The organism is Staphylococcus sp. URHA0057, assembly GCF_000620265.1.
In the GTDB taxonomy this organism is placed as follows: domain Bacteria; phylum Bacillota; class Bacilli; order Staphylococcales; family Staphylococcaceae; genus Staphylococcus; species Staphylococcus pasteuri.
The window spans coordinates 300,530-314,416 of sequence record NZ_JHVS01000001.1; the positions used below are offsets into that span (position 1 = coordinate 300,530).

The following is a 13,887-nucleotide window of genomic DNA, read 5'->3' on the forward strand; positions in this document are numbered from 1 at the left end:
TCTACCATTATTGTTAGTAAAATTTCCAATACTCTATACTTTATTTTTATTTTTTAAAAAAAGGTGATAAGCATTAGTATCTTATCACCCATTTAAACTATAACTTAGTTTGATTCAACAGAAGTGTTTTCTTCAGTTGTTTCTGCTTTGTCAGATTCTTCTTTATCATCTAAATTGATGTTTTGTTCTGCAGCTACTTCTTCGTTTGATACACCTTGTTGACCTTCTAAAACAGCGTCTGCCATTTTACCAGTTAATAATTTAACGGCACGGATAGCATCGTCGTTTGCTGGGATTACATAATCAATTTCATCTGGGTCACAGTTAGTGTCAACAATACCCACGATTGGAATATTTAATTTACGTGCTTCAGCAATTGCGTTGCGCTCTTTACGAGGATCAACTACGAATAATGCTTGAGGCATAGTTTTCATATCACGAATACCGCCTAAGAATTTAATTAAACGGTCGTATTCTTTTTTAAGTTCAACAACTTCTTTTTTAGGTAATACTTCGAATAATCCGTCTTCTTCCATTTTTTCAATTTCAGAAATACGTTTGATTCGTTTTGAGATTGTTTTGTAGTTAGTTAAGATTCCACCTAACCATCTTTGGTTAACGTAGAATTGTCCAGCACGTTCTGCTTCAGCTTTAACTGATTCTTGTGCTTGTTTTTTAGTACCTACGAATAAGACTTTACCGCCATCTTCAGATACTTGTTTAATAAAGTTGTATGCTTCTTCAACTTTTTTCACTGTTTTTTGTAAGTCAATGATATAAATACCATTTCTTTCAGTGAAGATATATTTTTTCATTTTTGGGTTCCAACGACGTGTTTGGTGGCCGAAGTGAACACCAGCTTCTAACAATTGTTTCATTGATATAACTGCCATTATAAATTCCTCCTATTGGTTAATTACCTCCATAACAAACTCATATAAAGACAATAATTAAATATTGCACCCTCTATATTTACATTTATTATGTGCGTATTGGCTTCATAGCCGAAAATAAATATATCATAATTTGATGTTTAATGCAATGGCTTTCTACTGATTAGTTGAATGTAATTGAGCAACTTTTAATCTCTTAATTAATGTTAAAATCACAATCAAAAAACAACTGAGTAGATAACATAAAAAAGGTTCAGGTATAAAAGTACACTACCCAAACCTAAATTGATTTATTATTTATTTCGCTCTAATTCGTCTAAGAATTTTTCTTTTTTAACTTTTATAAATGTACCCTTCATACCTAGTGAACGTGACTCAATAACACCAGCACTTTCAAGTTTACGTAAAGCATTAACAATTACTGAACGAGTAATACCAACTCTATCAGCTACTTTAGATGCGATTAGTAATCCTTCGTTACCACCTAATTCATCAAAGATGTGTTCAATAGCTTCTTTTTCAGAATATGATAATGAATTAATCGCCATAGTAATTGAAGCTTTATCGCGTGCTTCTTTTTCTACTTCATTGTGTTTTTCACGTAAAATTTCCATTCCGATAACAGTAGCTGCATATTCACCTAAAACTAAATCGTTTTCGTTGAAATCGTCTTGTACTCTTCCTAAAACTAAGGTACCTAATCTTTCTCCTCCACCTAGTATAGGGAAAATAGTTGTTTTACTATTAATAAATACTTCTCTATTTTCTGGAGGGAATACAGTTAAAACATTATCAATATCAATATTTGATTGTGTTTCTTTTACGTCCATTAATTGATCAGTGTATTCTGCAGGGATGTGTCTATCTTCAAGCATGTGAATGATACGATCACTTTTAAGTAATTCGTTTAAACTTGATCCTAAAATTTTACCTCTTCTCGACACGATGAATACATTTGTAACTGTAACGCTACTAATTGTTTGGGCTACGTCCTTAAAATCTACTGCGATGCCTTTGTGTTTCTGTAATAAAGTGTTTAACTCTCTTGTTTTAGATAATAAGCTCATAATTTTTCTCCTTCTTTGTATATTTATAGAATAAATGCACTTAAATCTTTATTTGTTGAGATTGATTTTAATTTATCGTCTACATATTGCGGTGTAATATCAACTACAGCATTTGGCATGCTTGGTGCCTCAAATGATAAATCCTCTAACATTTTTTCTAATATTGTGTGTAATCTACGAGCACCAATATTATCTGTATCTTGGTTAACTTGATATGCGATTTCAGCTAATCGAGTAATAGCTTCGTCAGAGAAATTAACAGTTACTTCTTCTGTTTCAAGTAATGCTTCATATTGTTTAACTAGTGATAATTTAGGTTCTTTAAGAATTCTTACGAAGTCTTCGACTGATAGACTATCAAGTTCTACTCTAATTGGGAATCTACCTTGAAGTTCTGGAATTAAATCACTAGGCTTAGAAACATGGAATGCACCAGCACCAATAAATAGCATGTGTTCAGTATTTACAGTACCATATTTAGTTTGAATCATGCTACCTTCAAGGATTGGTAAGATATCTCTTTGAACACCTTGTCTTGAAACATCTTGTCCGCTATTTTGGTTATTTGTTGCCACTTTATCAATTTCATCAATAAAGATAATTCCCATTTGTTCTGCCAATTCTAATGCTTCTTGGTTTGCAGTTTCTTGATCAATTAACTCATCAGCAAAATCATCTGCTAATATTTTACGTGCTGTTTTAACTGGTACTTCACGTTCAACTTTCTTCTTAGGCATAAGTTGATTCATCATATCTTGCATTTGTTGATTTTGATTCGTTCCTAACATGCCTAATGCACCAGGATCTTGTTCAACTTTAATACGTACTTTTTCTTCTTCTAACTTACCTTCTTGAAGTTGTTGCTTGATTTCAGAACGTTTTGTTTTAATCTCTTCTGTTGGTGGTTCTTCCTCTTCTTCATTGTTCTGATTAAAATTAGGAATAGCACCACCAAAAAGTGATTCTAACGGATTGTTTCCTTGAGAAGCTTTTTTCTTCATACTTGGAACTAACAATTTAACTAGTTTGTCATTGGCTTTTTGAGTTGCTTCATCTTTAACCAATTCTTTCTTTTCATCTTTGACTAAACGAACGGATACATCTACTAAGTCTCTTACCATGCTTTCTACGTCTCGTCCTACATAGCCAACTTCAGTAAATTTAGTTGCCTCTACTTTAATAAATGGCGCACCAACAATTTTAGCCATTCTACGAGCTATTTCAGTTTTACCAACACCAGTTGGTCCAATCATTAAAATATTTTTAGGTGCAATTTCTTGTTTAGATTCTTCATCTAATAAACTTCTTCTGTATCTATTGCGTAGGGCAATGGCCACTTTTCTTTTTGCGTCATCTTGCCCGACAATATATTCATTTAATCGAGATACAATATCTTTCGGTGTTAATTTAATACCATTTGTATCCATGAATGCTTTACCTCCATATATCATAAATTACTTGAAATTAGTGTTATTTAATTTATATACAAATCAATTTGCTCGAATGATTAAATATATTTATAATGTTTCAACTATAATATTATCATTTGTGAATACACAAATGTCAGATGCAACCTTCAAACTTTCATATGCCATTTCTTCAGCAGACATATGTGTTGCATGTCTCTTAAGTGCTCTACCTGCACTTAATGCATAATTCCCACCTGAACCAATAGCGATTAAATCGTCATCAGGTGCTATAACTTCTCCTGTACCACTTACAACTAAAATAGCATCTTTATCCATAACAATTAGCATTGCCTCAAGTTGACGTAGTTGTTTATCTCCTCGCCATTCTTGCGCAAGTTCAACAGCAGCTCTTTCAAGATTTCCGCTAAATTGTTGTAATTTAGTTTCGAATTTTTCAAAAAGTGTAAATGCATCGGCAACACTACCTGCAAAGCCTGCAAGCACTTTACCATCATATAAACGTCTCACTTTTCTAGCTGTTTGTTTCATAATGACTTGTTGGCCTAATGTGACCTGTCCATCTCCTGCCATTGCAGCACCGCCATTATGTCTAACAGCATATATCGTTGTTGCATGTAATGAATTATCCATAAATCATTCTCCTTTTTTTGCTCGAGGGTGTGCATTGAGATAAACTTTTCTCAATTGTTGATTCGATACGTGCGTATATTTACCAGTTGTTGATAAATTAACGTGACCTAATAAAGATTGTACTGTTCTTAAATCAGCGCCTTGATTAAGTAGATGAGTTGCAAACGTGTGTCTTAACTTATGCGGATGAATATTTGTAACACCTGACGTACGTTTGACCACATCATTAAGTACATATCTTACGCCTCTTTCTGTAATAGGCTGACCCTGCATATTAACGATTAAATAATCATGATCAACATTTTTTAAAGGTTTGAATTCCTCTAAATACCGTTCGATACTTTGTTTACAAAATTCTCCAAAAGGTATAAATCTTTCTTTATTACCTTTACCTAATACTTTGACACCAGGTAAATTCATATCTAAGTCATTTCTTTTTATATTCACTAACTCAGAAACGCGAATTCCCGTGGCATATAGTAATTCAAGTATGAGTTTATCTCTCATGCCCTTTTTATTGTCAGTATCAACTGTTTTAAATAATGCTTCCATCTCTTCTTCATAAAAAAATTGAGGAAGATATTGTTCTTTCTTGGGATGAACAAGTTGAACAAAAGGATTAACGACCGTCTCATCTTGCGTCATCCAATATTCATAAAAAGTACGTAACGTAGAAATTTTACGTGAAACTGTAGTTCTTTTCAAATTTTTCGAATATAAAAAACTTAAATAATTTCTTGCATCTTTATATTCAAAATCATTTAAATCTAAACACTCTTGATCTAAAAAGTGATTAAATTGCACAATATCGTCATGATAAGACTTAAGTGTATGATCTGAAAAATTCCGTTCAACTTTTAACATATAGAGAAACGCTTTTTGAATATCATTCAATAAATTTCGCCTCCATCATATTGAATTGTAGCATATTCATGGTAGGGCTTACAGTGATTTGATATTCAATTCAAAATCTTTCGAGAATTGTAACACTATATCTTTATAAGCAGTAACCAACAAAAAACTAGATAGCATTTGCCACCTAGTTCATGTACTTGAAAATTATAAAGTTTTTTTATAATTCTCAAGATATTCTAAAGCACGATTCGCTTGAGTTTCATATCTTTCTTTTTTATCTTTAATACGTTTTTCTAACGATGGTAATAATCCAAAATTAGCGTTCATCGGTTGGAAGTTCTTTTCATTCTTAGCATGAGAAATGTAATATGCCATACTACCAATCATTGTTTCTCTTGGGAAAATGACTTCACCTTTATTTAATAATTTATGTGCCAAGTTAATACCTGAAACTAAACCACTTGCAGCACTTTCAACATATCCTTCTACACCTGTCATTTGACCAGCAAAGTAAATGTTGTCATGTCCAATTAATTCATATTTTTCATTTAAAACATCTGGCGAGTTAATAAATGTGTTTCTGTGCATCACACCGTATCTAACGATATCTACGTTTTCTAAACCAGGAATTAACTTAATAACTTCTTTTTGTGCGCCCCATTTTAAATGTGTTTGGAAACCAACAATATTGTATAGTGTGCCAGCAGCATCGTCTTGTCTTAATTGCACTACGGCGAACGGTCTTTTTCCTGTTTTAGGATCTTCTAATCCAACAGGCTTCATTGGTCCAAATAACAATGTTTTACGACCACGTTCTGCCATAACTTCAAATGGCATACAACCTTCAAAATATTTTTCTTTTTCAAATTCATTTACAGGCGCTACTTCTGCTTCTAAAACAGCATTATAAAAACGATCAAACTCTTCTTCAGTCATTGGACAATTTAGATAAGCAGCTTCACCTTTGTCATATCTTGATTTTAAATATACTTTATCCATATCTATACTATCTTTTTCAATGATAGGTGCTGCAGCATCATAGAAATATAGTTGGTCTTTACCAGTAATGTCTACGATTTCTTTAGCTAAGTTTTCAGTTGTAAGTGGCCCAGTAGCTATTATTGTATAACCCTCTGGAATACTGTGCACTTCTTGATTTAGCACTGTCACATTAGGATGATTTCTAAGTGTATCTGTAATATGACCTGCAAAATCATGTCTATCTACTGCAAGTGCACCACCAGCTGGAACTCTTGCTTTATCTGCTGCTTGAATAATAAGTGAATCCAAGCGTCGCATTTCTTCTTTTAAAACACCTACAGCATTTGTAAGTGCATTACCTCTTAACGAGTTTGAACATACAAGTTCAGCAAATTTGTCAGTGTGATGTGCAGGTGTCTGCTTAACTGGACGCATTTCTATTAAATTTACTTTAATTCCTCTTTTTGCTAATTGGTAGGCAGCTTCAGAACCAGCTAAACCTGCACCAACTACATTGACTGTTTGTGTCATGTTAATGCCTCCTGCTATTCTCATTTATATAAAATTCTAACGAGTAATTTTATTAATAAAACTATAAAAATAGCTCTCGCAATGTAATGCGTAGCTATTTTTATATAGATATCTATTTTTGTACTTCTTCTTTATAATCACAATTTGAACAAGTTACTTGGCTGCTTCTGCCTTTTTTCTTTTCAACTAAGTAATGATTACATTTTGGACAGTCTCTACCGATTGGTTTATCCCATGAAATAAATTCGCATTCTGGATAATTTGAACAACCATAGAAAATTCTGTTCTTCTTAGATTTACGTTCTACAACATCGCCATCTTTACAAGTTGGGCATTTCACGCCAATTGTTTTAACGATGGCTTTCGTATTACGACAATCTGGAAAATTAGAGCAAGCCATAAATTTACCGTAGCGACCCATTTTGATAACCATCGGAGAGCCACATACTTCACAATCTTCACCTGCAGGTTCGTCTTTGATTTCTATTTTTTCCATTTCTTCTTCGGCACGTTCAACGTCCTGTTTAAAACTATTATAAAAATCTCCAACTACTTTTCTCCAATTTGTGTCGCCTTCAGCGATTTTATCAAGAAGTGTTTCCATATTTACAGTAAATTCAACGTCAATGATTTCAGGGAAGTATTCTTTAACTTGTTCATAAACAATTTCCCCTAATTCAGTTGGCATGAATCGTTTACTATCTAATTTGACGTAATTACGTTTTTGAATTGTGTCAATTGTTGGTGCATAAGTTGATGGTCGACCAATTTTTAATTCTTCTAATGTTTTAACTAGTCTAGCCTCTGTAAATCTTGGTGGTGGTTGAGTAAAGTGTTGTGCAGGTTCAATTTGAGTGGCAGTTACTTTATCTCCCTGTTCTAATTTAGGTAATTTATTTTCTTTTTCACTATCTTGGTCATCTTTAGTTTCAACATATAATGTCATGAAACCTTTAAACTTAATTGTTTGACCATTAGCTCTAAATTTAATGTCATTTTGTGTTACATCTAAAGCGATAGTATCTAAAATTGCTGGAGCCATTTGACTTGCAACAAAACGTTCCCAAATCAATTTATATAAACGATGTTGATCACGAGTTAAGAATGGTTTCATTTCATCAGGTGTTCTTAAAGTACTTGATGGTCTAATAGCTTCATGGGCATCTTGATCCCCTTGTTTACCAGTTGCTTTTCTTTTAGAAACATATTCGTTTCCGTATTTATCGATTATATAATTTTTAGCTTCAGACTTTGCTTGGTCTGAGATACGAGTTGAATCGGTACGCATATATGTTATTAGACCAACTGTACCTTGTTTCTTTAAATCAATACCTTCATAAAGCTGTTGTGCAACCATCATTGTTTTACGGGCTTTAAAATTAAGTTTACGTGCTGCCTCTTGTTGTAATGTTGATGTTGTAAATGGATTAGCTGGATTACGTGTTTTTTCTTTCTTATTCACGTTAGTGATTTCAAATTCGTCACCATCTAATGCAGCAGTGATTTTTTCAACATCATCTTTTTTATTTAGTTTATATGGTTTGTTTTTATAATGAAGAAATTTAGCTGTGAATTTAGATTTTTTATATCTAAATTCTCCTTCTATTGTCCAATATTCTTCAGGTTTGAAGTTTCTAATTTCATTTTCTCTATCAATAACAAGTTTCAATGCTACAGATTGTACACGTCCTGCAGATAGACCTTTTTTAACTTTCTTCCATAATACAGGAGAAATATTATAACCAACTAATCTATCAAGTATACGACGTGCTTGTTGCGCATCAACTAGATCCATCTCAATACCTCTTGGGTGTTTGAAACTATCTTTTACAGCATCTTTTGTTATTTCATTAAATACTACTCTGTTTTCTTTTGAATCTTCTAATTCTAATATTTTTGATAAATGCCAAGCAATTGCTTCACCTTCGCGGTCAGGGTCACTAGCCAGGAAAACTTTTTTAGCTTTCTTAGCATGTTTCTTTAATTCTTTAACTACGGGACCTTTACCACGTATTGTTATATATTTGGGTTCATAGTTATCTTCAGTGTCCACGCCCATTTGACTTCTAGGTAAATCACGAACGTGTCCCATTGAAGCGATAACTTTATATCTTTTTCCTAAATACTTTTCAATGGTTTTAGCTTTTGCAGGCGATTCAACTATGACTAAATTATCTGCCAAAGTGATTTCCCCCTTGCTAATCTAATTACTAAAGATAAATGATAAACGGTCAATTTTGTTTTTGTCAATGTTTTAATATTTTATGACGCATTTTGTTATATTTTTTAATTAACTATTTGTCTTTTTCTTTAATGATTTTAATCCATTTTATTACAGTCTAATTGCTTAATATACACTATATTCTTAAATTGAATAGTCTTGTAAAATATCATGTTCATTCACAACAATCGTTGCGCCTTCTTGATGCAATAATAAATTCCCTTTTGTTGAGGTATCAAATATTTTTCCTGGTAATACATAGACATTTCGATTTTGTTCAAGTGCACAATCTATAGTAATACGACTTCCACTTCTTTCATTAGCTTCTGTTAATAAAACACCTTTTGATAAACCACTAATCAATCTGTTCCTTGCAGGAAATTTATATTTCGCTATTGGAGAAAATGGTGGATATTCGCTAATAACAATACCTTGTTCTTCAATTTTCTTTCTAAGTGAAAAAGTAGATTTTGGATAATGATGTGTATGTCCATAACCTAATACAGCAATTGTAGGCAAATAGGCATTCAATGCTTGTTGATGTGCCTCACTATCTGCTCCTGCAGCAAGACCAGATACAATTGTAAGTTGAGCCCTTTTAAATGAAGGAAAAAGATAATTAAGTGCTTGGCTTGTATAGTTTGTACACTTTCTAGCACCAACTATAGCTAAAGTTTTATCGTTTTTTAAAATGTCTTTATTACCCTTATAAAATAAGACAAAAGGATAATCATATATTTCTTTTAATAAATAGGGATAATCTTTATCAAAATAGGTGATATAGTTGATATCTAATTGTCGAAGAACTTTCATAATTTCATTATATTGAAATTGTTTGTAGTCAAGGAACTTAGGCAATAATCGTGGCTGGTATTGAGTAATCCAACAATGTAATAACGATTCTTGTTCATAATCATTAACATGAAAGAGCTGTGGATAATATTGGTTGAGTTGATGTATTTGTGAAGTAGTAAACTGAGCCCAGTATAATTTAAGTAAAAAATGTTTGTTCAAAATCATTGCTCCTTTAATTAAATTATACACAGAAACAACTTGCTTTTGTGTTACAGTTCATAAACATATAAATGGAAAATGTAATTCAATTTTAAGAAGTAAAATGATAACGTGACATTTCATTTTCAAGCTATATTGTGGCTGTATATTTCTATATAAATAACGACACACAAATAAAAAGCTTAGATGCCTTTAAAGCACCTAAGCTAGTTAATCAATTAAAATTATTTAATAGTTAATAATTCTTCGTAAATGCCTGCTTCTTTTGCTGCTTCGATTAAAGTTGTACCGATTTCTGAAGGTGTATCTGCAGTGTGTACACCACAGCTGTTAAATGTTTTAATTTTTTCTTCAGCAGTACCTTTACCACCAGAAATAATCGCACCAGCATGACCCATACGTTTTCCTGGAGGTGCTGTTTGACCACCAATGAATCCAACTACAGGTTTATCCATATTTTCTTTAATCCATTGAGCTGCTTCTTCTTCAGCTGTACCACCGATTTCACCAATCATTACTACAGCTTTAGTTTCAGGATCTTCATTGAAAGCTTTTAAAACATCGATGAAGTTAGTACCGTTAACTGGGTCGCCGCCAATACCTACAGCAGTTGTTTGACCAATACCTTCTTCAGTTAATTGGTGAACTGCTTCATAAGTTAATGTACCTGAACGAGATACAACACCTACGTGACCTTTTTTGTGAATGTAACCTGGCATAATACCAATTTTACATTCATCCGCTGTAATTATTCCTGGACAGTTTGGTCCTACTAAACGTGTTTTTCTACCTTGTAAATAACGTTTAACTTTAACCATGTCTACAACAGGAATATGTTCAGTAATACAAATCACCATATCTAAATCAGCATCTGCTGCTTCTAAAATTGAATCTGCAGCAAATGGTGCTGGAACGTATACTACTGATACGTTTGCTCCAGTTTCTTGTTTAGCTTCTTCAACAGTATTGAATACTGGAACACCTTCTACTACTTGTCCACCTTTACCAGGTGTTACCCCTGCGACAATTTGTGTTCCATAATCTAACATTTGTTTCGTATGGAAAAGGGCAGTAGACCCTGTAATACCTTGTACCATTACTTTTGTATTTTTATCTATAAATACACTCATCTTAGTGTTCCCATCCTTTCCTTATGATTCTTTAACAAGTTTAACAATTTTTTGAGCGCCGTCAGCCATAGTTGATGCTGGCTCAATTGCTAAACCTGAATCATTTAAGATTTCTTTACCGCGTTCTACGTTAGTACCTTCTAAACGTACTACAAGTGGTAAAGTTAACTCTACTTCTTTAACTGCTGCAACGATACCTTCAGCGATAACATCACATTTCATAATTCCACCGAAGATATTTACAAAGATACCTTTAACATTTTCGTCACCTAAAATGATTTTGAATGCTTCAGTAACTTTTTCTTTAGTAGCGCCACCACCACAGTCTAAGAAGTTAGCTGGATTTCCACCAAAATGATTGATTGTATCCATAGTAGCCATGGCAAGTCCTGCACCATTAACCATACAACCAATATCACCATCTAATGCAATATATGATAAATCATATTTAGATGCTTCGATTTCTTTTGGATCTTCTTCTTCTAAATCTCTTAATTCCATAATGTCTTTATGTCTGAATAAAGCATTGTCATCGAAGTTTAATTTAGCATCTAATGCTAAAACTTCACCGTCACCAGTTGTTACTAGTGGGTTAATTTCAACGATTGAACAATCTTTTTCAATAAATACATTGTAAAGTGACATTAAAAATTTAGCAGCTTTACCAATTGATTCTTTAGGAATATTGATATTGAAAGCAATTCTACGTGCTTGATAAGGTGATAATCCTACAACAGGATCAATTGTTTCTTTAAAGATTTTTTCAGGAGTTTTAGCAGCTACTTCTTCAATTTCAGTACCGCCTTCTTCTGATGCCATTAAAGTAACACTATCAGTAGCACGATCAATTACAAATCCTACATAATATTCTTTTTGAATGTCGCAACCTTGTTCGATATATAAGCGTTTAACTTCTTTACCTTCAGGTCCTGTTTGATGTGTAACTAATTGTTTACCTAATAATTCATTAGCGTAAGTTTCAACTTCAGATAGTGATTTAGCAATTTTTACACCGCCTGCTTTACCTCTACCCCCAGCGTGTATTTGTGCTTTAACCACGTATACATCTGAATCTAATTCTTTCGCTTTTTCCACCGCTTCTTCAGCAGTAAATGCTACTCGTCCTTCTGGAACGGCTACGCCCATTGAACGAAATATTTCTTTACCTTGATACTCGTGGATATTCATCTTCCATCCTCCTGTTTCTTAGGTTAAGTTCCTTTTCAATTATAAAAAATGAAAGCGTTATTGTAAACTGATACCACTCTTTTTTTGCAATTAATTTAAAATTCAAACTATTATTTGATTGATTTAATAGGTTCAAACGTTTTTCGGTGTTCTTTTATAACGCCATATTCTTCTATACCCTTAAGGTGTTCTTTAGTACCATAACCAACGTTATTTTCAAATCCATATCCTGGAAATTGCTCAGCTAATTCTTTCATATAGTTATCTCGATGTTCTTTAGCCATAATACTTGCTGCTGCAATTGATACACTTTTAGCATCACCTTTAATAATAGACGTCTGGTTAATTTCGTTATCTAATTTCATCGCATCAATTAATAAATGTGTGGGTTTTAATTTTAAATTGTCTATTGCGCGTTGCATGGCGATTTGTGTCGCTTTATATATATTGAATTGATCAATTTCTTCTGCTGTTGCAACACCATAAGCGTATTCAGTAACACCATCTATTAATTGTTGGTTTAATTTTGCTCTATTTTTAGCAGATACCTTTTTAGAGTCATTAAGGCCTAGATAATTATGGTCATTATTCAAAATCACTGCACAAGCTACAACTGGTCCAGCAAGTGGACCTCTTCCCACTTCATCGATGCCACAAATAACTTCGTCGGCATTATTTGCTAACAATTCATTTTCATAGAAAGTCATCTCATGATATTGTTCTATGAGTTGTAATTCTTTTTCTAATTGCTTTTTACGACTAGCAATTGCTTGCTGTACACCTTTTCGATTATCCAAATTAGCTTCATGTTGTTCTAGTTCTTCAATCGTATCAATTTGTTCAAGCAACTGCTTCATTTCTTTAATCGTTTTAGACATGTTCAATGTCACTCTTCATTTCTTTAAATATATCAAAGCAATATGTGCCGATTTTAGCATTTCTAATTTCATAAATAATTAACTCAATAACCGCTTCATAATCCACTTCATTACCCTTTTGTAATAAACCTCTTCGACGCCCAATTGCATCAAACCACTCTAATATTTCTGCATCTTCATCCACTTCAATATTGTAATGTGATTTTAAACCAACTAAATCTTTTTTAATCATAAATTGAAGTCCATAAATAGCTACTTCATCTAAGTGAACGATGCTATCTTTAATTGCACCAGTTAGACTTAGTTTCTTCCCTACTTCTTCATCTTCGAATTTTGGCCATAAAATTCCGGGTGTATCTAATAATTGTAACGAGTTTCCTACTTTAATCCATTGTTGTTGTTTCGTAACTCCAGGTTTATTACCAGTTTGAGCAATGCTTCGGTTCGCTAGTTTATTAATTAGCGTTGACTTACCTACATTAGGAATACCAACTATCATGGCACGTATTGCTCTAGGTCTTAATCCTTTTGCTTTTTCTCGATCGAACTTTTCTTTCGTCGCTTGTATTGCTGCTTTTTCAACATCTTTTAAATTTTTACCATGTTTAGCGTCGACAGCTACTGGATAGTAACCTTTATTTTCAAAGAATTGTTCCCATTTTTCCAATTCCTTTAAGTTAGTCATGTCTTTTTTATTTAAAATAACTACTCTTGGTTTTTGTTTTATTACTTCATCAATCATTGGGTTTCTTGAACTATAAGGAATACGTGCATCTACAAGTTCAAATACAACGTCTACTTTCTTTAATTGTTCGCTTACTTCCCTTTTAGCTTTGGCCATGTGGCCAGGATACCATTGTATTGTCATTGTCATCACCTTTCATCAATACTTTTCATCTTTTACATTGTATAAATTATACTCTAACATCTTCTCATAAACTAGGTTTAGTTTAACACGCGAACTATAATAACTTGTTTTTAAATATTTTAGCGATTCTATACTTTAAGATTCTGTAAAATAGTTTAAATTAAAGTATAAATACTTTTCACCGTCATTACTATCCCCTAC

At 32.8% G+C, this 13,887-nt stretch carries 12 protein-coding genes; all 12 read right to left on the reverse strand.

Annotated features, from left to right (window positions below):
• Nucleotides 1-104: 104 nt before the first annotated feature.
• Complete coding sequence (gene rpsB, locus N524_RS0101345) at nucleotides 105-893, reverse strand: 30S ribosomal protein S2 (RefSeq protein ID WP_029055444.1); 789 nt, start codon at nucleotides 891-893, stop codon at nucleotides 105-107.
• Between the two features lie 293 nt (nucleotides 894-1,186).
• Nucleotides 1,187-1,960 (reverse strand): GTP-sensing pleiotropic transcriptional regulator CodY, encoded by a 774-nt coding sequence (gene codY, locus N524_RS0101350; RefSeq protein ID WP_017638380.1) that lies wholly within the window; start codon nucleotides 1,958-1,960, stop codon nucleotides 1,187-1,189.
• Nucleotides 1,961-1,983: 23 nt separating this feature from the next.
• Complete coding sequence (hslU, locus tag N524_RS0101355) at nucleotides 1,984-3,387, reverse strand: ATP-dependent protease ATPase subunit HslU (RefSeq protein ID WP_017638381.1); 1,404 nt, start codon at nucleotides 3,385-3,387, stop codon at nucleotides 1,984-1,986.
• Nucleotides 3,388-3,477: 90 nt separating this feature from the next.
• Entirely contained in the window at nucleotides 3,478-4,020 is a 543-nt protein-coding gene (hslV, locus tag N524_RS0101360) for an ATP-dependent protease subunit HslV (RefSeq protein ID WP_017638382.1), read from the reverse strand.
• A 3-nt stretch (nucleotides 4,021-4,023) separates the two neighbouring features.
• Entirely contained in the window at nucleotides 4,024-4,914 is an 891-nt protein-coding gene (gene xerC, locus N524_RS0101365; RefSeq protein ID WP_017638383.1) for a tyrosine recombinase XerC, read from the reverse strand.
• A 165-nt stretch (nucleotides 4,915-5,079) separates the two neighbouring features.
• Entirely contained in the window at nucleotides 5,080-6,387 is a 1,308-nt protein-coding gene (trmFO, locus tag N524_RS0101370; protein WP_029055445.1) for an FADH(2)-oxidizing methylenetetrahydrofolate--tRNA-(uracil(54)-C(5))-methyltransferase TrmFO, read from the reverse strand.
• Between the two features lie 112 nt (nucleotides 6,388-6,499).
• Entirely contained in the window at nucleotides 6,500-8,575 is a 2,076-nt protein-coding gene (gene topA, locus N524_RS0101375) for a type I DNA topoisomerase (protein WP_029055446.1), read from the reverse strand.
• 177 nt (nucleotides 8,576-8,752) lie between these two features.
• Complete coding sequence (gene dprA, locus N524_RS0101380; RefSeq protein ID WP_017638386.1) at nucleotides 8,753-9,622, reverse strand: DNA-processing protein DprA; 870 nt, start codon at nucleotides 9,620-9,622, stop codon at nucleotides 8,753-8,755.
• Nucleotides 9,623-9,846: 224 nt separating this feature from the next.
• The gene (sucD, locus tag N524_RS0101385; protein WP_029055447.1) at nucleotides 9,847-10,752 is read right to left on the reverse strand and encodes a succinate--CoA ligase subunit alpha; all 906 of its coding nucleotides are present in this window, start codon (nucleotides 10,750-10,752) and stop codon (nucleotides 9,847-9,849) included.
• A 21-nt stretch (nucleotides 10,753-10,773) separates the two neighbouring features.
• The gene (sucC, locus tag N524_RS0101390) at nucleotides 10,774-11,940 is read right to left on the reverse strand and encodes an ADP-forming succinate--CoA ligase subunit beta (protein ID WP_017638388.1); all 1,167 of its coding nucleotides are present in this window, start codon (nucleotides 11,938-11,940) and stop codon (nucleotides 10,774-10,776) included.
• A gap of 110 nt (nucleotides 11,941-12,050) precedes the next feature.
• Nucleotides 12,051-12,818 carry a ribonuclease HII gene (locus N524_RS0101395; protein WP_017638389.1) on the reverse strand — a complete coding sequence of 256 codons (768 nt, stop codon included), beginning with the start codon at nucleotides 12,816-12,818 and terminating at the stop codon, nucleotides 12,051-12,053.
• A complete protein-coding gene (gene ylqF, locus N524_RS0101400; RefSeq protein WP_029055448.1) occupies nucleotides 12,811-13,686 on the reverse strand; it encodes a ribosome biogenesis GTPase YlqF in 876 nt (291 codons plus the stop codon). The genes N524_RS0101395 and ylqF overlap by 8 nt, the downstream gene beginning before the upstream one ends.
• Nucleotides 13,687-13,887 lie beyond the last annotated feature (201 nt).

What these genes read in the sequence shown, in the direction of transcription:
- sucC (WP_017638388.1), bottom strand. Translation starts at nt 11,940, where the DNA reads ATGAATATCCACGAGTATCAAGGTAAAGAAATATTTCGTTCAATGGGC.
- hslU (WP_017638381.1), bottom strand. Translation starts at nt 3,387, where the DNA reads ATGGATACAAATGGTATTAAATTAACACCGAAAGATATTGTATCTCGA.
- sucD (WP_029055447.1), bottom strand. Translation starts at nt 10,752, where the DNA reads ATGAGTGTATTTATAGATAAAAATACAAAAGTAATGGTACAAGGTATT.
- ylqF (WP_029055448.1), bottom strand. Translation starts at nt 13,686, where the DNA reads ATGACAATACAATGGTATCCTGGCCACATGGCCAAAGCTAAAAGGGAA.
- codY (WP_017638380.1), bottom strand. Translation starts at nt 1,960, where the DNA reads ATGAGCTTATTATCTAAAACAAGAGAGTTAAACACTTTATTACAGAAA.
- hslV (WP_017638382.1), bottom strand. Translation starts at nt 4,020, where the DNA reads ATGGATAATTCATTACATGCAACAACGATATATGCTGTTAGACATAAT.
- trmFO (WP_029055445.1), bottom strand. Translation starts at nt 6,387, where the DNA reads ATGACACAAACAGTCAATGTAGTTGGTGCAGGTTTAGCTGGTTCTGAA.
- N524_RS0101395 (WP_017638389.1), bottom strand. Translation starts at nt 12,818, where the DNA reads ATGTCTAAAACGATTAAAGAAATGAAGCAGTTGCTTGAACAAATTGAT.
- rpsB (WP_029055444.1), bottom strand. Translation starts at nt 893, where the DNA reads ATGGCAGTTATATCAATGAAACAATTGTTAGAAGCTGGTGTTCACTTC.